Origin of the sequence: Burkholderia sp. 22088, from assembly GCF_052045915.1 — a bacterium.
Lineage (GTDB): Bacteria > Pseudomonadota > Gammaproteobacteria > Burkholderiales > Burkholderiaceae > Burkholderia > Burkholderia cepacia.
In genome coordinates, this window is sequence record NZ_JBQEPY010000005.1 from 253,564 (window position 1) to 274,855 (window position 21,292).

The 21,292-nt window shown below is 68.3% G+C and carries 19 protein-coding genes and 1 pseudogene; 11 read left to right on the forward strand and 9 right to left on the reverse strand.

Annotated features, from left to right (window positions below; translation table 11 throughout):
* Nucleotides 1-57 precede the first annotated feature (57 nt).
* On the reverse strand, nucleotides 58-990 hold the full coding sequence (locus ACTJLD_RS11880) for an AEC family transporter (RefSeq protein ID WP_440658818.1): 933 nt from the start codon (nucleotides 988-990) through the stop codon (nucleotides 58-60).
* A 182-nt stretch (nucleotides 991-1,172) separates the two neighbouring features.
* Nucleotides 1,173-2,057 carry a LysR substrate-binding domain-containing protein gene (locus ACTJLD_RS11885; RefSeq protein ID WP_440658820.1) on the reverse strand — a complete coding sequence of 295 codons (885 nt, stop codon included), beginning with the start codon at nucleotides 2,055-2,057 and terminating at the stop codon, nucleotides 1,173-1,175.
* A gap of 311 nt (nucleotides 2,058-2,368) precedes the next feature.
* On the opposite strand from ACTJLD_RS11885, the gene ACTJLD_RS11890 reads away from it, so the two are divergent.
* Complete coding sequence (locus tag ACTJLD_RS11890) at nucleotides 2,369-3,613, forward strand: serine hydrolase domain-containing protein (protein WP_440658821.1); 1,245 nt, start codon at nucleotides 2,369-2,371, stop codon at nucleotides 3,611-3,613.
* A gap of 12 nt (nucleotides 3,614-3,625) precedes the next feature.
* Here ACTJLD_RS11890 and ACTJLD_RS11895 read toward each other — a convergent pair whose 3' ends face one another.
* Nucleotides 3,626-4,456, reverse strand: coding sequence for a GntR family transcriptional regulator (locus ACTJLD_RS11895; RefSeq protein WP_440658822.1), 831 nt, complete (start codon nucleotides 4,454-4,456; stop codon nucleotides 3,626-3,628).
* 132 nt (nucleotides 4,457-4,588) lie between these two features.
* The gene (locus ACTJLD_RS11900) at nucleotides 4,589-5,524 is read right to left on the reverse strand and encodes an AraC family transcriptional regulator (protein ID WP_440658823.1); all 936 of its coding nucleotides are present in this window, start codon (nucleotides 5,522-5,524) and stop codon (nucleotides 4,589-4,591) included.
* 87 nt (nucleotides 5,525-5,611) lie between these two features.
* Between ACTJLD_RS11900 and ACTJLD_RS11905 the strand changes: the two genes are divergently transcribed.
* The 3 genes from ACTJLD_RS11905 to ACTJLD_RS11915 all read left to right on the forward strand — a co-directional run bounded on the left by ACTJLD_RS11905 (nucleotide 5,612) and on the right by ACTJLD_RS11915 (nucleotide 7,741).
* The gene (locus tag ACTJLD_RS11905; RefSeq protein WP_440658824.1) at nucleotides 5,612-7,051 is read left to right on the forward strand and encodes a cytochrome P450; all 1,440 of its coding nucleotides are present in this window, start codon (nucleotides 5,612-5,614) and stop codon (nucleotides 7,049-7,051) included.
* A gap of 188 nt (nucleotides 7,052-7,239) precedes the next feature.
* Nucleotides 7,240-7,545: a Panthothenate synthetase gene (locus ACTJLD_RS11910; protein WP_021159202.1), complete on the forward strand. Its 306-nt coding sequence runs from the start codon at nucleotides 7,240-7,242 to the stop codon at nucleotides 7,543-7,545.
* 13 nt (nucleotides 7,546-7,558) lie between these two features.
* On the forward strand, nucleotides 7,559-7,741 hold the full coding sequence (locus ACTJLD_RS11915) for a hypothetical protein (RefSeq protein ID WP_060372037.1): 183 nt from the start codon (nucleotides 7,559-7,561) through the stop codon (nucleotides 7,739-7,741).
* Nucleotides 7,742-7,844: 103 nt separating this feature from the next.
* On the opposite strand, the gene ACTJLD_RS11920 is transcribed toward ACTJLD_RS11915, so the two are convergent.
* Entirely contained in the window at nucleotides 7,845-8,645 is an 801-nt protein-coding gene (locus tag ACTJLD_RS11920; protein ID WP_027791520.1) for a helix-turn-helix transcriptional regulator, read from the reverse strand.
* A 124-nt stretch (nucleotides 8,646-8,769) separates the two neighbouring features.
* Here ACTJLD_RS11920 and ACTJLD_RS11925 point away from each other — a divergent pair, with 124 nt between their 5' ends.
* Nucleotides 8,770-10,176 (forward strand): APC family permease, encoded by a 1,407-nt coding sequence (locus ACTJLD_RS11925; protein WP_060085226.1) that lies wholly within the window; start codon nucleotides 8,770-8,772, stop codon nucleotides 10,174-10,176.
* Between the two features lie 72 nt (nucleotides 10,177-10,248).
* A complete protein-coding gene (locus ACTJLD_RS11930) occupies nucleotides 10,249-11,358 on the forward strand; it encodes a DmpA family aminopeptidase (protein WP_042974866.1) in 1,110 nt (369 codons plus the stop codon).
* A gap of 129 nt (nucleotides 11,359-11,487) precedes the next feature.
* Here ACTJLD_RS11930 and ACTJLD_RS11935 read toward each other — a convergent pair whose 3' ends face one another.
* On the reverse strand, nucleotides 11,488-11,700 hold the full coding sequence (locus ACTJLD_RS11935) for a hypothetical protein (protein ID WP_060195854.1): 213 nt from the start codon (nucleotides 11,698-11,700) through the stop codon (nucleotides 11,488-11,490).
* Between the two features lie 164 nt (nucleotides 11,701-11,864).
* Nucleotides 11,865-14,048 carry an FUSC family protein gene (locus tag ACTJLD_RS11940; RefSeq protein WP_322036223.1) on the reverse strand — a complete coding sequence of 728 codons (2,184 nt, stop codon included), beginning with the start codon at nucleotides 14,046-14,048 and terminating at the stop codon, nucleotides 11,865-11,867.
* 201 nt (nucleotides 14,049-14,249) lie between these two features.
* Between ACTJLD_RS11940 and ACTJLD_RS11945 the strand changes: the two genes are divergently transcribed.
* On the forward strand, nucleotides 14,250-15,197 hold the full coding sequence (locus ACTJLD_RS11945) for a LysR family transcriptional regulator (protein WP_027791525.1): 948 nt from the start codon (nucleotides 14,250-14,252) through the stop codon (nucleotides 15,195-15,197).
* A 142-nt stretch (nucleotides 15,198-15,339) separates the two neighbouring features.
* On the opposite strand, the gene ACTJLD_RS11950 is transcribed toward ACTJLD_RS11945, so the two are convergent.
* Both ACTJLD_RS11950 and ACTJLD_RS11955 read right to left on the reverse strand, forming a co-directional pair.
* A complete protein-coding gene (locus tag ACTJLD_RS11950) occupies nucleotides 15,340-15,642 on the reverse strand; it encodes a DUF4148 domain-containing protein (protein ID WP_027791526.1) in 303 nt (100 codons plus the stop codon).
* 214 nt (nucleotides 15,643-15,856) lie between these two features.
* Nucleotides 15,857-16,999, reverse strand: a complete 1,143-nt coding sequence (locus ACTJLD_RS11955) for a porin (protein WP_440658826.1) — start codon at nucleotides 16,997-16,999, stop codon at nucleotides 15,857-15,859.
* A gap of 642 nt (nucleotides 17,000-17,641) precedes the next feature.
* On the opposite strand from ACTJLD_RS11955, the gene ACTJLD_RS11960 reads away from it, so the two are divergent.
* The 4 genes and pseudogenes from ACTJLD_RS11960 (at nucleotide 17,642) to ACTJLD_RS11975 (ending at nucleotide 21,249) form a co-directional block, all read left to right on the forward strand.
* A complete protein-coding gene (locus ACTJLD_RS11960) occupies nucleotides 17,642-18,976 on the forward strand; it encodes a chloride channel protein (RefSeq protein WP_440658827.1) in 1,335 nt (444 codons plus the stop codon).
* A 281-nt stretch (nucleotides 18,977-19,257) separates the two neighbouring features.
* Nucleotides 19,258-19,380: pseudogene (locus ACTJLD_RS11965) on the forward strand (STM2901 family protein); the annotation flags it as partial.
* Entirely contained in the window at nucleotides 19,373-19,720 is a 348-nt protein-coding gene (locus ACTJLD_RS11970; protein ID WP_440658828.1) for a DUF1493 family protein, read from the forward strand. The pseudogene ACTJLD_RS11965 and the gene ACTJLD_RS11970, both read left to right, overlap by 8 nt.
* 206 nt (nucleotides 19,721-19,926) lie before the next feature.
* Nucleotides 19,927-21,249: a TIGR00366 family protein gene (locus tag ACTJLD_RS11975; protein WP_027791531.1), complete on the forward strand. Its 1,323-nt coding sequence runs from the start codon at nucleotides 19,927-19,929 to the stop codon at nucleotides 21,247-21,249.
* Nucleotides 21,250-21,292 lie beyond the last annotated feature (43 nt).

Consider the following 21,292-nt stretch of genomic DNA (forward strand, 5'->3'; position numbering starts at 1 on the left):
CGCGCGATGGCCGGCGTGCAGGCTGGATTCAGGGGGAAATGGGCGGTCGTTGCGTCGTCAGCGAAACGCGGGTGCCGACGCGAGCGCGGTCAGCACGACGGGCATCGCGAGCGCCGCCGCGATCGTCTGGAACGCGGTGATGCCGGCCATCAGCGGCGCGTCGCCGCCGAGCTGGCGCGCCATGATGTAGGACGCCGACGACGTCGGCAGCGCCTGGAACAGCAGCGCGACCGTCAGCGCCGCATCGCCGAGTCCGAACAGGCGGCCGGCGGCGAGCGTGATGAGCGGCATCGCCATGAACTTGAACGCCGACGCGACGCAGACCGGCTGCAGCCACGCACGCGCCGCATCGAATTTCAGTGCCGCGCCCACGCACAGCAGGCCGAGCGGCATCGACGCGACGCCGAGCGCGCGCACGGCCGGCTCGACGGCCGCCGGGAACGTGACGCCGCCGGCCTGCATCGCGATCCCGAGCGCGCACGCGACGACGAGCGGATTCGACAGGATCTGGCGCACGAGGGCTGCCGCGCCGAGCCACGTGTCGCCGTAGCGCGCGAATACGAGCACGCACATCAGGTTGACGGTCGGGACGATCGCCGCGACGCACACGGCCGCGAGCGCGATGCCTTTTGCGCCGAACAACCCGGCCGCGAGTGCCGTGCCGACATAGTTGTTGAAGCGCACGGCACCCTGGAACACCGACGTGAAGCCGGCGCCGTCGACCCGCACGAACGGGCGAACCAGCAGGAGAAGCGCCGCGGCGAGTGCGGTCGAACCGACCAGCGCCGCCGCGAGCGGTAAAACGGGCAGTGCCTGCAGCCGCGCGTTCGCGAGGCCGTCCGCGAACAGCGCGGGCAGCAGCACGTAGTAGCACAGCCGCTCGGCCTGCGGCCAGAAGGCGTCGGCGATGAAGCCCGTGCGCCGCAGGCCGTGGCCGCACGCGACCAGCAGCGCGACCGGCGCCAGCGCGAGCAGGATCGGGCCGATCATCGGGGCGCCTTTACTCGAGGCGGGATGACCGTGCAGGCCGCCGTGAGCGGCTGGCACGCAAAACGGCGGAACGAGGCGGGCATCCATCCGGCGGGCAACATGGCGACACGCAAGCGAAAGAGTGACGATGCCGCCAAGTTAACACGCGCAAACAACAGGAATAATGGTTAATTATCGGGTGTTCAATGAGAAATTCTCATCGATGACGCGGTGACTTCGGCCGCCAGCGCACGTGCGAAACGTTCGGCCGGACGCGACTGGTGTTCGAGCAGGACGACCGCGCGCCCCATCTGCGGCTGGCCGAACGGCAAGCGCGTGGCGGGCGGCAGGCGCGCGAGCGTCGAATCGGGGAGTGCGACGATCGCCGCGCCGAGCCCTCGCGCGACCATGCGCGCGATCGTTTCCGCGCTGTCCAGCACCATCTCCTCGCGCACCCGCACGCCGATGCGGCGCAGTTCGGCGGCGATCATGCGGCCGGCCCACGCCTGCGCATCGAAGCGGATGAACGGCAGCGCGCCGAGCAGCGTGCCCGCGTCGCGTTCCGTCTGGTCCGGCGGCGCGAGCAGCCAGAAGCGATCCTCGTACAGCGTGGTCCACGTGAGTTCCGCCGGATGCGGGCGCACGGGGCGTGTCGTGATCGCCGCATCGAGTTCGCCGGCCGCGACACGGTTCGCCAGTTCGGCCGACATGCCGGCCGACACGTGCACGCGCAGCCCCGGATGCGCTGCGCGCAGCGCGAGCAGCGCGTCGGGCAGCGGGCCCGACAGCGCGGTCTGGATCGCGCCGATCCGCAGGCGGCCGACGAGCTTCTTCTCGTCGCTGAGCGCATCGGGAATCCGGTCGACCATCGCGAGCACCTGCTCGGCCTGCGCGAGCAGGATGTTGCCGGCCTCGGTAAGCACCGGCTGCCGGCGCGAGCGATCGAACAACTGCACGTTGTATTCGCTTTCGAGCGTCTTGATCTGCAGGCTCACCGCCGATTGCGTGAGGCCGATGGCTTCGCCGGCGCGCGCGAAAGTCCGGTATCGGGCGATGGCGACCAGCGTTCTGAAGGCGCGGAGTGACATAAGCGGGCTGAGGTGGGAAGAGGCAGCCGTGTGCGAAACGTAGCCCGGCCGGCGCATTGGCAATGCGACGGGGGGAACGGTTCGCAAGGCAGCCGCCAGGGTTCGCGACATCATGCCCGCGCGTCCCGAATCGGGCAACCGGCCCACATGACGAGCGCCGCATGTCGCCGACGCGTCGCGCCGGGTCGGGCATTCTTTAAAATGACATAGTTCTATTGTTAGAATGTTTTGATCGGACAAGCGCGCTGCCTGAAGCGAGGCGGGCGCGGGTTCCGGCGCGTCGAGACCGAAGTGGAAAGAGGAGCAGGGGCATGACCAAGGTGGCATATCCGGGTTTGTCGTCGCAGCGTCTGAAGGCGCTCGACATGCGGCTGAACGAACGGTACGTGGCGTCCGGGCGCTTGCCGGGGGCGGTGACGATGATCCATCGCCGTGGCGAGCTGGCGCACGTGAACGTCGTCGGCTCCATGGACGTCGAGCGCGCGAAGCCGATGCGCGAGGACGCGATTTTCCGCATCTATTCGATGACCAAGCCGATCACGAGCGTCGCGTTCATGACGCTGGTCGAGCAGGGGCGGGTGGCGCTCGACGATCCCGTGTCGAGCGTGATCCCGGCATGGAAGGATCTGGGCGTCGCCGTGGCCGGCGCACGGAGCCTCGGCGGGTTCCAGACCCGGCCGGTCGGGCGCGAGATGCTGATGGTCGATCTGCTGCGCCACACGGCGGGGTTGTCGTATTTCTTCCAGGCCAGGACGAACGTCGATGCCGCGTACCGCGAACTCGCGATCGGCGAACCGGGCAACCCGGGCGGTCTCGACGGCATGATCGCGGATCTGTCCGGGCTGCCGCTCGACTACTCGCCTGGCGAAGCGTGGAATTATTCGGTCGCGACGCACGTGCTCGGCTATCTCGTCGAGAAGATCTCCGGGCAGCCGTTTGCCGACTACCTGAAGCAGGTGCTGTTCGATCCCATCGGCATGCCCGACACCGGTTTCTTCGTGCCGGACGCGCAGGCCGAGCGCCTGTGCGCGTGTTATTGCCCGGGCCCGGATGGCGGTCTCGTGCTGCAGGACGACCCGGCATCCAGCGCGTTTCGCCGGCCGCCGGCGCTGGCTTCGGGCGGCAGCGGGCTCGTGTCGACGGCCGGCGATTACCTGCGCTTCTGCCGGATGCTGCTGAACCGCGGTTCGATCGACGGGCACCGGATCCTGAGCCCGAAGACCGTCGAACTGATGACGATCAACCATCTGCCGGGCGGCCGGACGCTCGACCGGATGTCGCGCTCCACGTTCAGCGAGGCCGTGTATCCGGGGCTCGGGTTCGGGCTCGGCTTCGCCGTGACGCAGGACCTTGCCGCGACGATGCAGCCAGGCAGCGTCGGCGATTACTTCTGGGGCGGTGGCGCCAGCACCGCTTTCTGGATCGACCCGGCCGAGGACCTGATCGTGGTGTTCATGACGCAGCTTCTGCCGTCGACGACATACCGGATTCGCCGCGATCTGCGGCATTGGGTCTACGGGGCGATGTGCGACGGCGAGGGCGACGCGGCGGCTTGAAGGGCCGGCGGGTCAGGCCGCCGGCTTGCGCGTGCCTTTCCGACCACCGGCGCGCGGTGACGGGATCAAGTCGGCGCTCCGGTCGTTGCCGTCGAGATCGTGGGTGATGTCGAGCACGAAACGGTCGGCGCGATACAGGTAGAGCCCCGCATGGACGATGCAGCCGTCGCCGTCGGTCCACCAGCGGCGCATGCGAATCAGCATGTCGGCCATGCTGAAGTCGGCACCGTCCGACGCGAGCAGGTCGGCCGTCTCCTGGTCCGCATAGGCGGCCGTGATTTCCTGGCGGGCCTTCGCGAGCGGAAGACGGTTGTATTGACGGACGAGATAGCCGACCTTGCGCCGCGCGTCGCTGCCCTTCGGAAACCGGTCGTAGGTTTCCCGCGCGACGTAGCTGTCCATCACGCCGTAAGGCGCGCCGTCGTGCAGCTGAAGCGTGCGGATCCGCATGTAGGCGGCGCGCATGGGTTGGCCCGTCTGCAACGCGGCGGGCAGCGCGGTCACGGCTTCGCGCAGCAGCACGCGCAGGGTCTGGCCGGGTGCGAGTTGCAGCGGATCGTTGATCGCGGCGCGCAGCGCCGGGTTATCCGGGGGAGAGACGACATCGGCCGTGACGAACGTGCCGCGCCCGCGGGCACTGCTCACGAGCCCTTCGGCGCTCAGTTCGGCCAGCGCCTGGCGCACCGTGATCGTGCCCGCCTGATAGAACGCGCACAGCTCGGGAATCGGCGGCAACTGGTCGCCGCGCTTCCATTCGCCTTGATGGATTCGTCCGCGAAGCAGGCTGGCAATCCGCGCATAAAGGGCGACCCCTTTGCGTTCGGCGGGCGACGACGGGTTCAATCACGGGCTCCTGGAATGATGCGGGTGGCGGGTTGACCGGGCGGGGCAGGCATGGCGCCTGTTAATGCCCAACATTCTACTCTTGGAATGTATGGCCCATTCGCGCGGCCGGGGCCGTGAAGCCGCCGTGCGTCACACCCACAGCCGGTACATCCAGAACGATTCGTCGTCGATGAAGCGCTGCGTGAATTCGCTCGGCGAGAATCCCGTGATGCGCTTGACCTCGCGGCTCAGGTGCGCCTGGTCGGCGAATCCTTCGTCGAGCGCGAGCGTCGCCCAGTTGAACGCGGTGCCGGCTTCGAACCGGTCGCGCGCCGCGAAGAACGCGCTTTCCGTCCTGACGAGCGCCTGCCATTCGCGCAGCGATCGGCCGCTGTAGGTCTTGATGCGCCGTTCGACCTGGCGCGGGCTGTGCGTGCCGCGCCACTCGCGCGCCTGCAGCGCGAGACGCTCGACCCAACTGCGCCCCGCATTGCGAAGCGAAGCCAGCGGCGTCGCGGGCCGCAGCGTCCGCCAGCGAGGCGCGAGATGGCGATCGATCGCCGCCAGCACGTCCGCGTCGCCATCCGCGCCGAGCAGTGCATCGAGCAGCGGGTGCCAGTCGCGGCCGAGGCACGCGTGTGCGTCGAGCACGCGGTCGTGGACGTCCGGCAGCGCGATGCCGAACAACGTCCGAGCGGCGTCGGCGGTGAAACAGATCATGCCGATCAGCCCGCCTGTCGGCGACCACGCGACGGTGGGGGCCGAATGGCTGCCCGACAGCGTCGCCGCCGCGCCGAAGGGGCGCCATCGCGGGCCGTCTGGGGCGGGTTCGATGAAGCCCACGTCGAGACCCCGGTACCACGACACGCAGACGAGCGGCGTGGCCGGAAAATGCGAAAGCCGTTGCGCGTCGCTCGACGCGACGCCGCGCGTGTCGGACAGAACGATCGCGACCACCGCGCCCTGCAGCGCGGCAGGCGCGGGATGCAGCCGCGCATGCGGCAGCGGCCCGCCGCCCGCGACGCGAGGGGCGCGGGCAAGCGGATCGGGGCATGACGGCGGAATCGATGGCGGGCCGGAGAACATGACGCCGCAGTATAGGGACGGGGCCCACGCGTGTCGATGTCGTTTGCGTTCAAGACCGCCGCCGCGCCGATGCGGAGAATCCGGCACATGAACACACGATCCTCTTCCCCATGTCCATTCCACGCGGGCACCGCTGCGCCGGCGCCCGTGCTTCACCCGCCCGGCGTATGGCCGCCGGGGCCGCTCGCCGGCCTGACGGGTTGGGGGTTGCTGCGCACGATGTCGCGCGACCTGATCGGCGCGCTTGGCGACTGGCAGCGCACCTACGGCGACGTCGTGCACTTGCGCGTGTGGCCCGAGCATGCCGTGGTCGTGACCGATCCAGCGCTCGTGCGCGAGCTGCTGGTCACGCACCACGATGCGCTCGGGCGCTGGGAGCGCGCCATCCGCGTCTTCGCGGAGGTCCACGGCCAAAGCGTGCTGGTCGCCGAGGGCGATGCGTGGCGCGACAAGCGGCAGGCGCTGCAGCCCGGCTTCATGCCGAAGCCGGTTCAGGCGTTCGTTCCGGCGATCGCGGCGACGGCCGGTCACGCCCTCGCGCAATGGCCCGCGCATGATCCGGAGTGGCCGATCGAAAGCGCGCTGACGTCGCTGGCGATGGACGTGATCATGCGCACGATGTTCTCCGATACGATCGGCGACGATGCGCGCGCGGCCGAGGAGGCGGTGCGCGTGGTGAGCGCCGCGGCGAACGCGGCGTTTTACCAGCCGGTGAACACGCCGAGCTGGGTGCCGTGGAAGCGCCGCACGGCACGCGCGATGGCGGTGCTGAACGGGGTGATCGACCGGCAGCTGCATGCGCGCCTCGACCGGCCCGAGCGTACCTGGCCCGACGATCTGCTGTCACGCCTGTTGCGGCTGCATCGGGCCGATGCGCGGAAATGGCCGCTGCGGGCCGTGCACGACGAATGCGTGACGGCGTTCCTGGCCGGCCACGAGACGACCGCCGGGGCGCTGACCTGGTGGGCATGGTGCATGGCCGCGAATCCGGCCGTGCAAGCCTCCGCGCGCGACGAGGTGTCCCGCGTGCTGGGCGGTCGTGCGCCGTCGGCCGAGACGCGCGCGTCATTGCGTTACCTGTCGCAGACGCTCGACGAAACGCTGCGCCTGTACCCGTCCGCGCCGATCCTGATCAGCCGTCGCGCAGCGCGGCCGATCGCGCTGGGCGCGTGGCAGTTTCCCGCGCGCACGCTGTTCATGCTGCCGCTGCAACTGATGCAGCGCGATCCTCGATGGTTCCCCGAGCCCGATACGTTCCGCCCCGAACGCTTCGCCGACGATGCGCCGACGCTGCCTCGCGGTGCCTGGATGCCGTTCGGCACGGGCCCGCGCGTGTGCCTCGGGCAGCATCTGGCGATGACGGAGATGACGGTCGTGGCCGCCATGGTCCTGCAGCGCTACGTGCTGTCGGTGCCGCCCGGCATGGCGCCGCCGTGCGCGGTGCTGAACGTGACGCTGCGACCGCAGCACGCGTTGCATCTGGCGATCGCGCCGACGGAGCTGGCGGCCGATACGGTCTCCGAATGACGGAGGCACGAGCGGCCGATTCGACGGGGCCTGCATCGCGCGAGCGCATGCCGTGCGCGCGATGCGGTGTCGTCGAATCGTCGGAACGTGAAGGCGTGCCGGCAACCGTTTTCGGCGCCACTGGCGCGGCATCGCGCAGCACCTATGCTTGAAGAGCCCAGGCCGGGTGACGCCCAAGGAGGATGGTCATGCGCATGCTTCTCAACATACGAATCCCTCACGAGCCGTTCAACACGCTGGTGCGGGACGGCAGCGTCGGCGACGTGATCTCGCGAATACTCGAAGCGGTCAAGCCGGAGGCCGTGTATTTCACGGAGCAGGGCGGCGGTCGCGGGGCGGTCGCGATCGTCAACGTGGATGACCCGTCGCAGATCCCCGCGCTCGCGGAGCCGTGGTTCCTGATGTTGAATGCCGACTGCGAGTTCCGCGTGGTGATGTTGCCGGACGATCTCCGGAACGCCGGGCTCGCGCAACTCGGCGCGAAGTGGCGGTAGCGGGGAGCCGCGCATGCGCATGCCGCTGCCCGAAAGCCGGGTGAGCGGCATCGCGCGGCGTTCGCGTGCCGGCTATCGCGCAGCCGGCGGCGGCTCGACGTTCGCCGCCTGCCTGTCCTTCGGTCGCAACAGCAACAGCAGGCCGCTCAGCGCCGCCGCTGCAACGCATACGAAAAAGAACCGTTCGTTCCATTGAATCTCGCATGTCGGATGCTGTGCCGCCGGCATTCCCGGCCGTGGCGCCGGGTTCCCGCAGGAACGTGAAGACCGCCGGTTGCCATCCGTCCGGATCGGGAAGGTCATCCGGCCGCGTCTTCCCCCAGCGCCTGGATGAAGCGCGAGAACAGCTCGGGCTGCGATGAAATCCCGAGCTTCGCGTACAGGTGCCGCCGGTGCACCTTCACCGTTTCCGGCGAAATCGCGAGCCGCTCGGCGATCGCCTTCGACGAGTTGCCGCGCAGCACCATTCTCGCGATCGACATCTCGCGATCGGTCAGCACGCCCGCGCCGAAGCGGGCGAGTGCCTGCTCGACCCGCGCGCCGAGATCGGCGTCGGGCGTCGCGCGTGCGGCGTCGCCCACCAGCCGCCAGTGCTGCCGGATCGCCGCGAGCACCCACGGCATCGCGGCCGTCAGCTTGCCGAGCGGCTCGACGTCGAAACGCGTGCTCGCGCCCAGCGACAGCGACAGCAGCATGTCGGCGCTCGGCCGCACGAGGATCTGGATCTCGTCGTCGCCCACCGCATCGCGGAAATAGCTGAGGAAATACTCGCTCTGCCGGAACAGGTCGGGTGCGACTTCCTCGAGCCGGTAACAGCCGTCTGCGAGCCCGTCGTGCGCGGCCTGCAGGAACGGGTCGAGCAGATACACGCCGTTCAGGTAGAGCGGCACGGGCGACGCGGCATCGGTGCCGCCCGTGTCGTATTCCTCGAGCACGAGCGGCACCCCGTCGGGGCCGATCGCGGTCGCGAGCGCGTTGTCGAACGGCGCCATTTCATTGAGCAGCAGCACCAGGAAGCGCCAGAAGCGCGGCTGGCCGAGGTGATCGATTGCGCGGCCGAGCGCCTGGTGCATCGCGATTTCGGAAAAGAGACGATCCATACCACCACCGGAAGGGCGTAACACGAAGGGGGAATAGCGGTCCTGAAATTGGCTTCCTAGACTGCCACGCAATCAGTCGGGCCCGAGTATGGGCGTTCAAAAAAGTGCAGCACAGGAGAACGAGATGGCGATGATGTCGGAATCGACGGGCACGCTGCAAGCGGCGCCTGCAACGGAGGACGCGCCGCGCGCGCTGTCGCAGACGCTCAGCGTGCGCGACGCGGTGATGATCACCGTATCGGGCGTGACGCCCGCGAGCTCGATCTTCGTGATCGCGCCGTTCGCGATCCAGCAGGCCGGCAGCGGTGCCGTGCTGTCGTTCCTGCTCGGCGGCGTGCTCGCGCTCGCGTTCGCGCTCTGCTACGCGGAACTCAGCGCCGCGCACCGCAGCGCGGGCGGCGAGTATGTGATGGCCAAGCGCGTGTTCGGCACGCTGCCCGGCTACCTCACCTTCATCACGGTGCTGTCCGTCAGCGTGTTTATCCCGGCCGTGCTCGCGAGCGGCGCCGCGCCATACCTGAACAATGCGCTCGGCACGCACTTCAGCAACCAGTCGGTCGCGTTGACGATCGTGCTGCTCAGCTACCTGCTCGGCATGCTGAACATCAAGACGAACGCGTGGATCACGGGCGCGTTCCTGGTGGTCGAGATCGGCGTGCTGATGCTGATCGCGGGCCTCGGCTTCGGTTCCCCGCATCGCGGTGCCGACGCGCTGGTCGCGCCGGTCGTCGCGAGCGGCAACGCACTCGTGCCCGCGACGCTGGCCGCGATCGTTCCGGCGATCGGCACGGCGATCTTCTGCTACAACGGCTTCGGATCGGCCGCGTATCTCGCGGAAGACCTGCGCGGCGGCAACCGCAACGTCGCGAAGGCGGTGATCTACTCGCTGCTCGTGATCCTCGTCGTCGAACTGATTCCGCTCACCGCGATCGTGCTCGGCGCACCGTCGCTGACCGAGCTGACGAAGAGTGCCGACCCGATCGGCTATGTCGTGCGTTCGCTCAGCAACCCGGCGGTGTCGCGCGTGGTCAGCGGCGGGATCTTCCTGTCGGTGTTCAACGCGATCATCGCGATCGTGATCACGATGGGCCGGCTGCTGTACAGCAGCGGCCGGCACGCGCTCTGGTCGCGCACCTGCAACCGCGCCTTCTCGACGATCCACCCGCGTCTCGAATCGCCGTGGCTCGCGACCCTCGCGCTCGCGGTGCCGTCGGCGGGGCTCGTGTTCGTGTCGAGCCTCGACGAGCTGACCGCGTTCACGGTCGACCTGCTGCTGCTGATCTACCTGGTCGTCGGGCTGGCCGCGCTCGCGAGCCGGTTCGTGCGCCGCGACGTCGAGCATCATTACCGGATGCCGTTGTGGCCCGTGACGCCGCTCGTCGCGGTGGCGGGCGCCGCGTACACGCTCTACACGACGCTGGCCACGGCCACGAAACCGACCGACCTCATCATCATCGCCGGCCTGCTGATTGCCGCGCTCGCGATGTACGCGGTCTGGGCACGCCACAGCGAAGCGTTCCGCGCGCTCTGAGCGACGGATCGAAGCCTTGCCGTACTGAAACACCGAAACACCGAACCATTGAAAGACGGGAGGAATTGCATCATGCGCACGAGGGATCTCGGCATCCGCATCGGACTCGGCACGCCGGGCCGCTTCAACGCGATCACGGACGTTCCGGGCGTGCGGGTCGGACATTGCACGCTGAACGAGGAGAACGGCGACGCATCGATCCGCACCGGCGTCACCGTCATCGAGCCGCGCGCGGGCGCCGCGCACGATTCGCCCTGTTTCGCGGGCGTGCACGTGCTGAACGGCAACGGCGATGCGACGGGGCTCGAATGGATCCGCGAAGCCGGCCTGCTCACCACGCCGATCGCCTATACGAACACGCACAGCGTCGGCGCGGTGCGCGATGCACTCGTCGCGAACGAACGCGAAGCGGCGGCGGGCCGCGTGTACTGGTGCATGCCGGTCGTGATGGAAACCTACGACGGCCTGCTGAACGACATCTGGGGGCAGCACGTGAGCGCCGCGCACGTGCAGCGCGCGCTGGCCGCCGCGCAGACGGGGCCGGTTGCCGAAGGCGGCGTGGGCGGCGGCACGGGCATGATCTGCCACGAGTTCAAGGGCGGCATCGGCACCGCGTCGCGCGTGCTCGCGGCCGATGCGGGCGGCTGGACCGTCGGCGCGCTCGTCCAGGCGAACTACGGCGTGCGCGAGATGCTGCGCGTGGCCGGCTACCCGGTCGGCGAAGTGCTGCGGCACGTGCCATCGCCGTTCCGCGCGCCGGACGCGCAGGGCGAGGCCGGGATGGGCTCGATCGTCGTGACGATCGCGACCGACGCGCCGTTGCTGCCTCATCAATGCACGCGGCTCGCGCAGCGTGCCAGTGTCGGGCTCGCGCGGGTCGGCGGCGGCACGGAGGATTCGAGCGGCGACATCTTCCTTGCGTTCGCGACGGGCAACGACGGCCTGCCGGCGGCGAACTACGGCAGCAAGGGTGCGCCAACCACCGGCGTGAAGATGGTCAACAACGACCATATTTCCGCGCTGTTCGTCGCGGCGGCGGAAGCGGTGGAGGAAGCGATCGTGAACGCGCTCGTCGCGGGCGGCGACGTCGAGTCGCGCGGTGCGCGGGTCGAAGGGCTGGGGCAGGCGCGCTTGCTGGATGCGTTGCGCGAGGTGGGCTGGCGGCCGGGGCGCGGCGCCTGAAACGGCATGCGCCGCTTCAATCGAAGCGGCGTGGGTTGGAGCGGCGATGCGGCGATCGGCCGGGCCGCCGCTCGCCCGCGCAGGTCATGCGGGCGGTGCGGGCCTGGCCGTGACGACGCGGCGTCATGCTCAGCTGCCGAAGTAGATGTTGCAGAAGCTGACGGGGCCGACGCAGGCGTTCGGGTCGTCCTGCTTCGATTGCGCACGATCGACGCGGCCGGCGGCCTTCACGGCTTCGACGCGGTTCGCCTGTTGCGGTGCGTCGTCTGCCGGTGCCGGCTGTGCGTGAGCGACAGCAGCGGTGAGCGACAGGGCAACGAGGGCGAGGTGCAGCGGCTTCATTTTTGTTTCTCCTGGGTGAGTGCCAGTCTCGCTGGCAGTGAGGAAACTATAGGCTCGCACTGCTTAAAGATTAATCACCGCGCCTGTAGAGCATATTTCCATCCGGAACAAGGATCCCGTTGCGCACGCACCGATCGTCAAGGGCGTCGATGGCATCGATGGGATCAATGGCGATGCCGGTTGAACGGCGCGTCCTTGTCCAGCAGCGCGCTGCGCATGAAGTGCAGACAGCCGACGATGCGCTGCATGCGGTGCCGCTCGTTGGGCACCGCATACCACGCCTGCAGCGCGTGTTGCGCGGCGCGGATCGCGAGATTCACCGATTTCAGCGTGCGTGCGTGATGGCCGGGCGTCGGATCGTCGAAGAAGCGCGGCAGCTCGTGCAGCACCGCGTCGATCGAGCCGGTCCAGCGCAGCGTCTGCGGCGGCTTCGATGCGCGGAACGCGTTCATTTCGTCGCGCAGGTCGATCACCGCGTGGCCGACTTCGAGCGTCGACAGCATCCAGCGCAGCGCGTCGCGATGCTGCCGCGTGCGCCGCACGAGCAGCGTGCGCAGTTGCGCCATCAGGTCGTGGGTACTCGACTGGAAGCGCTGCGCGAGGCCGTCCGGCGCGCCTTCGCACGCCAGCGTGACCTGGCGGCGCAGGTCGTGCGCGATGCGGCCCGTGAGCCACGGCATGTGAGTCGGGAACACGACCGCGAACACGAGCGAGCACGCGAGCATCGCGATGACGACGGCCAGGCCGTTGTTGATCAGCACCTCGGGCGTATACGCGATCACGTTGTCCGGCCCCGCGAGCAGGCAGAAGAACACCGCGAAGCCGATCCCGTAACCGGACAATCCCGGCCGCATCGCGAGAAACGCGCCGACGCCGAGCACCGGCGCGAGCGCCGCGCACAGCAGCGGAAAGCCTTCGATGTTCGGATACACGTAGCACAGGAACAGGTAGCCGACGGCGGTCGCGAACGCCGCGCCGACGCTCATCTGCGCCACGAACTTCGGCGCGCGCGGCGACGTCGAGCTGAGCGCGCAAGCGATCGCGGTGGCGGTCACGGCAAGCGGGCCGCTTGGCCACTCGGAGGCGATCCAGAACACGCTCATCGCACCGACGGCGACGACCGTGCGCAGGAACGCGAAGCCGACGAAGAACGTATTGGTCTTCACCGCGTAATGCGTGACCGAGCGCTCGAACGCATGGTCGTCCTGGTCGAGCGACGCATAGGTGTCGGCGTAGCCGAGGTATTCGCCGATGAAGCGGTACAGCAGCTCGATCGCGGTATCGAAGTCGAGCAGGCCGCCGGGCGCATGTTCCTCGATGCTTCGCCGCGAGGCGCGCGCGGCTTTCGGCAACGCGCTGTGGAAGCGGCGCAGATCGACCAGCGCACCGGCGGCCGGCGCGATGCCGCGCTGCCGCTCGTCGCGCAGCGCGGCGAAACGCTGCGCGAGCGCATCGACATGCGGCGCGAGCGCATCGAGCACCGCGTCCGAGCCGTTCGCGCGCAGCCGCTTGACGAGCTGGTGCAGCGCATGCAGCCGTGTGCACGCGTTCATGAACTCGCTGTTCAGCCGCGCGAGCCGGCGGCTGCGCGCGCGAATGTGCGGGTCCTCGAACGACGCGAACGCGCGGTTGGCCTCGAAGCCGACGATGTCGTCGACGAAATCCGCGAAGCGCCGCTCGAAGTCGGCGCGCGCGACGTCGCCCGCGAGTGCGCCGGCCGTGAACGCCGCGAACGTCGCATGGCGGGTGCCCAGCGAGCGCATCAGCGCCTTCGCGGAGCTGAGCGGCAGGATCAGCGCGCTGACCGCGCCCGAGCAGGCGATGCCGAGCGCGACTTCCGCGGCACGCGTGAGCGCGGACTGGAACAGCGTCTGCGGCGTCATCACGGCCGGCAGGCCGATCAGCGCGGCCGTATAGCCGGCGAGTACGAAGCCGTACCAGCGGAAGTGGCGGTTGCGCACCGCGAGTGCGATGCAGCTGCCGATCCACAGCGTGATGCCGGCCATGTACAGCTCGGGCTGCTGCGCGAACAGCCCGCCGAGCGCGAGCGCGGCGACGAGACCGGCCGCCGTGCCGAGCACGCGGTAGAAACTCTTCGCGAACACCATCCCCGACAGCGGCTGCATCAGCACGAACACGGTCGTCATCGCGGTGCGCGGCTGCGACATCTCCAGGCGCATCGCGATGCCCATCGCGAGCAGCGCCGCGAACACGGTTTTCGCGAGGTGCAGCCAGATCAGCCCGTCGCTCGCGGCCCAGTCGCGTGCCGCGTCGCCGAGTGGATCGAGCCATGTCCTCCATCGTGCCGGTTCGATGGAAGGTCGCTCGATCGCAGGTTGTGGCTTCATGAAAAGAGGGGGCCGGTACGGGGCCGGGCACGGTGCCACGGCACGTCCGAACGGGTTCGTTCGACTGGTGAGGCGCCGATTGTAGGAGCGCGGCGCCCGCGCATTAACGCAGCTGCGGGGAAACGATAGTTGCAGCCGGAGTAACAATCTGTCGCATCCAGTGGAGGAAAATAGCGGCTCCGCTACAGGTTGCTCACAGGAATGGATACCCTACAAAACATGCGGGTGTTTTCGCGTGTCGTCGAGACGGGCAGTTTCACTGCCGCCGCGCAATCGCTGAATTCGACGACGGGCGCGATGTCGCGCGCGGTGTCGGAGCTCGAGGCGCGCCTGCGTACCCGTCTGATGAATCGTTCGACACGCCGTCTCGCGCTCACGTCGGCCGGCGAAAGCTATCTGCGGCGCTGCCGCCAGATCCTCGCCGACGTCGACCGCGCGGAGGAAGAGGCGAGCTGCGCGCACGAACGGCCGGCCGGTGTGCTGCGCATGCACAGCTTCGCGAGCGTCGGCCATCACTATGTATTGCCCGCGCTGACGCGCTACCACGCGCAGTTTCCGGACGTGTCGATCGAGCTGTCGCTGTCGCAGCGCATGCCCGACCTGTTCGACGGGACGAGCGACATGGCCGTCGTGACTGCATCGTCGCTTCCCGATTCGGAACTCGTGTCGCACCTGCTCGGCTCGACCTTCAGCATCCTGTGCGCGTCGCCCGACTACGTGAAGCGCCACGGCGCGCCGGCCCGTCCGCAGGATCTCGCCGCGCACGCGTGCCTGACGCTGTGCACGCCGGCGTTCCCGACGCACGAATGGGTGCTCGAAGGGCCCGAAGGCGTCGAGCAGATCCACGTCGCGGGGCCGGTGCAGACCAATACGGCCGAATCGCTCGCGCTCGCGATCCGCGACGGCATCGGGATCGGCATGCTGCCGCTTTACTCGGCGATCGACGCGCTGCGCGACGGCACGCTCGTGCGCGTGCTGCCCGCGCACATCCTGCAGAAGATGAACGTGTACGCGCTGTATCCGTCGCGCCGCTTCGTCGATGCGAAGGTGCGGACGTGGGTCGAGATGCTGCGTGCCCAGGTGCCGGGGATGATCGCGCGCGACGTCGAGATGCTGAACGCGATCGACCGCGAACCGCAGGCCGCCTGAGCGGCCGACGCGTATCGGCGTATCGCCGGCTTCTTCTCTTCAGCCGGCTTCTTCTCTTCACGCGAATTTCGCCAACCTCGCCAACGCGACTCGCCGCGCCCACGGTACATCGTCTCCGTGGGCGCGGCGCATCGTCATGACGTTACAGCGCGGGCTTTGCCGCCGTGCCCGATTCCGTTGCCGGCTCGCCGGCCGGGCCGTATGCGGCGCGCGCGGCCTTCTGTTGCGCGAGGCGCTTTTCGTGGAGCCGCTCCTGTGCCGCCAGGATGTCGTCCGGATAGTTGATGGATTCGCCGCGCGCCGGGTTGTAGCCGACCGATTCGAGGTCGCTCAGCTCCTGCAGCACTTGCGCGCGCGTGACGGGCGACTTTGCCGACTGGGCGAACGACAGGGCCGGTGCAGCGAGCAGGACGGCAGCGGCGGCGGTAACGACGAGCGATTTCACGAGGTTCTCCTGGGTACGGGGTGGGTGGCCGGCGCGACGCGCGATGCGTGCCCCCGACCTTCGCTGGCAGTCTACGCAGCGCTCGCGCGCGTAAAAACCCCGATTCCAGGCAGGCTGCCTTCCAGATGGAACAACATTGATGCGCCGCCCGCCGCGAACGAACCCGCACGCGAACGCAGGTGCGTGACCGACGGGCGGCGATGCATCGCGTCGATCAGAAGCGCGTGCGCATGCCGATCGTGCCGACGATCTGGTTCGCGGTGCTCGATGCGCCGCCCGAGCCGTCGATGAACGCCCGGTAGCCGCGGCCCGATGCGTGCTGATACATCGCTTCCGCGTAGACGTCCGTGCGGCGCGACAGCTTGTAGACGGCCTGCAGGTCGACCTGGTGCCACTTCGGATCGGTGCCGTGCCTGCTGTTGGGGTTCGACACGCTGGCGTCCGTATACACGTAGGCCGCGCCGAGGCTGACGGCCGGCGTCACCGCATAGCGCACGTTCACGTCGTAGTTGTTGAACGCGACCTGGCCGGTCGAGCCGAACGAGCCCGTGTTGTCGTACTGCGAGCGCGTATAGACGAAGCCGACGGTGGCCGGGCCGAACCCGTAGCTGATGCCGCCGCCGTACGAACGCATGCGGTCCGAGCCGATCGACCAGCCGCCCTGGTTCAGGCTCTTCGCTTCGGCCGCGTCGGTCGCGCCCGGGCTCGCGCTCGTCGAGCCCTTCGTGCCGTTCATCTGCAGGTACGCGCCGGCCAGCTTCAGCGGGCCGTTCGTGTAGCTCGCCGCGACGCTGTATGCGCGGTTCGCGCCGAAGCTGGTCGCGTTCGAGAACGCGTACATCGCGCCGACCTTGAAGCCCGCATACGTCTCGCTCGTGTACTTGACCGCGTTGTTGATGCGCAGCGAGTGGTTCAGGTTGTCGTTGTCGAACGGGTGCGCGAAGCTCGTGTCGCCGAGGTCGCCGGCCGTGGCGGACAGCGGCGCGACGAAATCGACCATCGTGTCGTACTGGCGGCCGAGCGTCAGCGTGCCATAGCCGCTCTGGCTCAGGCCGACGTACGCGTGGCGGCCGAACAGCTTGCCGTCCTGCCCGAGCCCGCCGTTGTTCACGTTGAAGCCGTTCTCGAGCACGAACAGCGCCTTCAGGCCGCTGCCGAGATCCTCGGTGCCGCGAAACCCGACGCGGCTGCCGTTGACGGTGCCGCTGTTCAGGCGCCACAGCGACGCGCCGTTGGCGTTGTTGGTGTAGACGATGCCGGCATCGATCAGGCCGTACAGCGTGACCGAGCTCTGTGCGTGAGCGAGCGGGGCGAACAGCGTGGCGGTGCATGCGCCGGCGACGAGGGTTTTTTTCAAGTGAGGCTCCTGCGTGTGGAAGGGGAACGAAAGTTCGGCGCAAGTATAGGAACGCAACCCGCGCGCAAGGCCGCCGGGGGCCGCGAGCGCACCTTTCCGGATCAGGCAAGAGTCGTTCACAAAACTGACACGACGTGCGGTGCGCGCGTGACGGTGGTGGTTTTTGCACGGTCGCACGCGGGCGGTATCCCTCCGTCGCGGGCGTGCTGTCGCGTCGGTGCAACATGGGCGGGGCGCGGCACGGCGATGGATCGGTGCGACTGGCGCGCGGAGAACGGCTCGCCTGCGTCCACGCCCACGACCGGCATCACCCGCGTTCAAGGGCGGGCGCGTGCACACATTCCAGGCTCGTCAACCGGATCGCGCGACCTGCCGACTCGAAGCACGCGGCCGTTCTCACGAATACGCCGCAACGGGAAGGCGATCCTGCGGCGTGAACCGGAACGCATCACGTATCCGGTATCCGGATTGAAGCGGACGGTGAACTTCGGGCTGCCTCGACCCGCCGGTCTTCATGTATTCATCGAATGCATGAGTCGATTCGAAAAATACGTTTGTCTCATGATTGTCGCCGGCCTACGATGCGGTCCTGACGACGGCGCGAGTGGCGCGCCGTCCTTTTCGAACCCATTCGCGAACCCCATGCGCCCCGATCTCCCGTCCGCTCCCGCATCCCTTTCGCCGGCCGCCAGCCCGTTCGCGCGCATGGCCGTCGTCACGATCCTGACCGGCGTCGGCGCGGGCCTCGGTGGCATGCTGCTCGCGCTGCTGCTGCATGCGATCCAGCACGTCGCGTTCGGCTACAGCATCGCGCACGTGATCGGCACCGAGAGCTTCCTCACCGGCGTGACCGGCGCCGATCCGCTGCGCCGGCTCGCGGTGCTGATCGTCTGCGGGATCGTCGCCGGCGGCGGCTGGTGGGCGCTGTACCGGTATGGCCGGCCGCTCGTCAGCATCCGCCGCGCGGTGCGCGCGGCCGATCCGCGGATGCCGGTCGTCAGCACGACGATTCACGCGCTGCTGCAGATCGTCACCGTCGCGCTCGGCTCGCCGCTCGGCCGCGAAGTCGCCCCGCGCGAGATTGGATCGCTGCTGGCGGGGCAGCTTGCGCATCGTGCGGGGCTCACCCCCGACGATTGCCGGCTGATGGTCGCGTGCGGTGCGGGCGCGGGCCTCGCGGCCGTCTATAACGTGCCGCTCGGCGGCGCGATCTTCGTGCTCGAGGTGCTGCTCGGCACGTTCGAACTGCGTGCGCTGGTCGTGGCGGTCGCGACGTCGGCGATCGCCGCGGCCGTCGCGTGGATCGGCCTCGGCAACGAACACCAGTACACGGTGCCGCCGTTCGTGCTGAGCACGCCGCTGGTGGCATGGTCGATCGTCTGCGGGCCGCTGTTCGGCGTCGCCGCATACGGCTTCGTGCGGCTCACGACGCGCGCCCGGGCGAACGCGCCGAAAGACGGGCGGCTGCCCGTGCTCGCGCTGATCAACTTCGCGGTGATCGGCGTGCTCGCGATGCGGTTTCCGCAACTGCTCGGCAACGGCAAGGGCCCGGCATCGCTGGGTTTCGACGGCACGCTGACGATCGGCCTCGCCGCCGCGCTGCTCGTGCTGAAGGTGCTGATCGAGGCCGGCAGCCTGCGGGCCGGCGCGGAAGGTGGCCTGCTGACACCGGGCCTCGCGAACGGTGCGCTGCTCGGCGTCGTGCTCGGCGGGCTGTGGAGCCTCGTGTGGCCGGGTGCGTCGATCGGCGCTTGCGCGCTCGTCGGCGCGACCGCGTTTCTCGCCGCGTCGATGCAGATGCCGATCACGGCGGTCGTGCTGCTGCTCGAGTTCACGCGCGCGGATCACGACAGTCTCGTGCCGATGCTGCTTGCCGTGACCGGGTCGCTCGTCGCGTATCGGGTGGCGCAACGGTGGAGCGAGGGGCGGGCGAAGGCGATGGAGGTGGTCAAGGAGCGTGCGGTGGCGACGCGTTAATGCGTCCATGCAGCCAGGAGGCGAACGACGTTTGCTCTTTTGTCGCCAACGGGTCACTGAAAATTGACGATTTGTATCCGTTCCCAGGCAAGCCATTGCCGCGAGGATCCGTGCTGCACGACGACGCTGTCACGATCGGAGGTGCAAGCGCGGGGCCGCATTAAAGGAACGATAACCGGTCGACCGCTTGCGTCGGAATGCACGCTTGCAACAGCCTTTGCTTCCATGGGGCGGTTGTCCCTCCCGAGTCGTTCACGATAGCCTTTTCCGCTCGTTCAAATGTCGGGCGCGCCATTCCAGGAGCAGGCTGGGTACTCCTGGCAACGGATATATCGCTGATCACTTATCGCACGATCGGCACGTACAACAGCATCGTGAAGCCCGAGGATCGTTTGTATGGCTGACGCCTGGAAAAACCTCGAAGCGTTCATTGCGACCGATATCGGCAAGCTTCCAGTCGATCGGATCGAGCTCACGCGGGACACGGATCTCCATCACGATCTCGACATGGAGCCCGACCACATCGATGCGTTCGTCCGGCGATGGGCCGTGATGTTTGACGTCGACTTGTCCATGTTCGACATCCACGATTACTACCCGTCGGCGAAGCTCGGCATCGGTTCGTTCCTTGCCACGGTCGTCAGATCGCCGTTCAGCAACAAGGCGCGCGAAATCCTGGGCGGCCGGTCGCTCACACTCGGCATGATGGTCGAGGCGATGGAGCGCGGGCGCTGGGAGGCGTGACGAACGCGGTGCGTTGATCGAGGCTGCGAAGCGACGTAAGGGCTGCCTGTCATTTATCCCCGTTTTCCTGTCGATACGACCGCGCGATCGCGGCCCCCCGCATTCCAAAGCGTGTCCGCCGGTTCTATGCAAGAATCCGCGCGTTTCCGCGCATCCACCCACAACGACACGCGCGGACGTCCCTATCAGGAAACGAGGAGCTCAAGTTGATCCAGCGCATTTCCCGCTTTTTCACGCAGGTGGTTCACCGCGTGTTGCCCGACCCGTTGATTTTCGCGATCCTGCTGACGATCGTCACGTTCGCGCTCGCGTTCGGCCTCACGCCGAATACGCCCGCGCAACTCACGACGATGTGGGGTTCGGGTTTCTGGAACCTGCTCGCGTTCTCGATGCAGATGGTGATGATTCTCGTCACCGGTCACGCACTCGCGAGTTCGCCGCCCGTGAAGCGCATGCTCGTCGCGCTCGCGAGCACCGCGCGTACGCCGGGGCAGGGCGTGATGCTCGTCGCGTTCGTCGGCGCGCTCGCGTGCGCGATCAACTGGGGCTTCGGCCTCGTGCTCGGCGCGATGCTCGCGCGCGAAGTGGCGCGTCGCGTGGCCGGCAGCGATTACCGGCTGCTCGTCGCGTCCGCGTACATGGGCTTCCTGAGCTGGCACGGCGGATTGTCGGGTTCGGTCCCGCTCGTCGCGGCCACGAAGGGCAACCCGATGGAAAAGACCATCGGGCTGATTCCCGTTTCGCAGACGATCTTCACTGGCTACAACGCGTTCATCACGATCGGCCTGATCGTGATGCTGCCGTTCCTCGCGCGCCTGATGATGCCGAAGCCGGGCGACGTGGTCAGCGTCGATCCGGCGTTGCTGGCCGAACCGCCGAGCGTCGAGCGCCAGCTCGGGCCCGACGCGACGTTCGCGGAGCGGATGGAGGAGAGCCGTGCGTTGTCGGTGTTCGTCGCGGCGCTGTGTGCGGCGTTCCTCGTGCTGAAGTTCGTGCAGAAGGGTTTCGCACTCGACATCGACACCGTGAACCTCGCGTTCCTCGCGGCCGGCATCCTGCTGCACCGTACGCCGATGGCCTATGCGCGCGCGGTGGCCGGCGCGGCGCGCGGCGCGTCGGGGATCATGATCCAGTTCCCGTTCTACGCCGGCATCCAGGCGCTGATGGATCATTCGGGGCTCGCGGGCGTGATCACGAAGTGGTTCGTCGATATCGCGAACGTGCATACGTTCCCGCTGCTCGCGTTCCTGAGTTCCGCCGTGATCAATTTCGCGGTGCCGTCGGGCGGCGGCCACTGGGTCGTGCAGGGCCCGTTCGTGATGCCGGCGGCTCAGGCGCTCGGTGCCGATCTCGGCAAGGCGGCGATGGCGATCGCGTACGGCGAGGCCTGGACCAACATGGCGCAGCCGTTCTGGGCGCTGCCCGCGCTGGCGATTGCCGGGCTCGGGGTGCGCGACATCATGGGGTACTGCGTGACGACGCTGCTGTTCTCGGGCGTCGTGTTCGTCGCGGGGATGTATCTGTTCTGACGGCGTGAGGCGGGCGGGGCGCAGCCCGTCTCACGCCGGTCTG

Coding starts and splice junctions, on each gene's coding strand:
- ACTJLD_RS11880 (WP_440658818.1), bottom strand. CDS start 990: ATGATCGGCCCGATCCTGCTCGCGCTGGCGCCGGTCGCGCTGCTGGTC.
- ACTJLD_RS11885 (WP_440658820.1), bottom strand. CDS start 2,057: ATGTCACTCCGCGCCTTCAGAACGCTGGTCGCCATCGCCCGATACCGG.
- ACTJLD_RS11890 (WP_440658821.1), top strand. CDS start 2,369: ATGACCAAGGTGGCATATCCGGGTTTGTCGTCGCAGCGTCTGAAGGCG.
- ACTJLD_RS11900 (WP_440658823.1), bottom strand. CDS start 5,524: ATGTTCTCCGGCCCGCCATCGATTCCGCCGTCATGCCCCGATCCGCTT.
- ACTJLD_RS11905 (WP_440658824.1), top strand. CDS start 5,612: ATGAACACACGATCCTCTTCCCCATGTCCATTCCACGCGGGCACCGCT.
- ACTJLD_RS11910 (WP_021159202.1), top strand. CDS start 7,240: ATGCGCATGCTTCTCAACATACGAATCCCTCACGAGCCGTTCAACACG.
- ACTJLD_RS11915 (WP_060372037.1), top strand. CDS start 7,559: ATGCGCATGCCGCTGCCCGAAAGCCGGGTGAGCGGCATCGCGCGGCGT.
- ACTJLD_RS11920 (WP_027791520.1), bottom strand. CDS start 8,645: ATGGATCGTCTCTTTTCCGAAATCGCGATGCACCAGGCGCTCGGCCGC.
- ACTJLD_RS11925 (WP_060085226.1), top strand. CDS start 8,770: ATGGCGATGATGTCGGAATCGACGGGCACGCTGCAAGCGGCGCCTGCA.
- ACTJLD_RS11930 (WP_042974866.1), top strand. CDS start 10,249: ATGCGCACGAGGGATCTCGGCATCCGCATCGGACTCGGCACGCCGGGC.
- ACTJLD_RS11935 (WP_060195854.1), bottom strand. CDS start 11,700: ATGAAGCCGCTGCACCTCGCCCTCGTTGCCCTGTCGCTCACCGCTGCT.
- ACTJLD_RS11940 (WP_322036223.1), bottom strand. CDS start 14,048: ATGAAGCCACAACCTGCGATCGAGCGACCTTCCATCGAACCGGCACGA.
- ACTJLD_RS11945 (WP_027791525.1), top strand. CDS start 14,250: ATGGATACCCTACAAAACATGCGGGTGTTTTCGCGTGTCGTCGAGACG.
- ACTJLD_RS11960 (WP_440658827.1), top strand. CDS start 17,642: ATGCGCCCCGATCTCCCGTCCGCTCCCGCATCCCTTTCGCCGGCCGCC.
- ACTJLD_RS11970 (WP_440658828.1), top strand. CDS start 19,373: ATGGCTGACGCCTGGAAAAACCTCGAAGCGTTCATTGCGACCGATATC.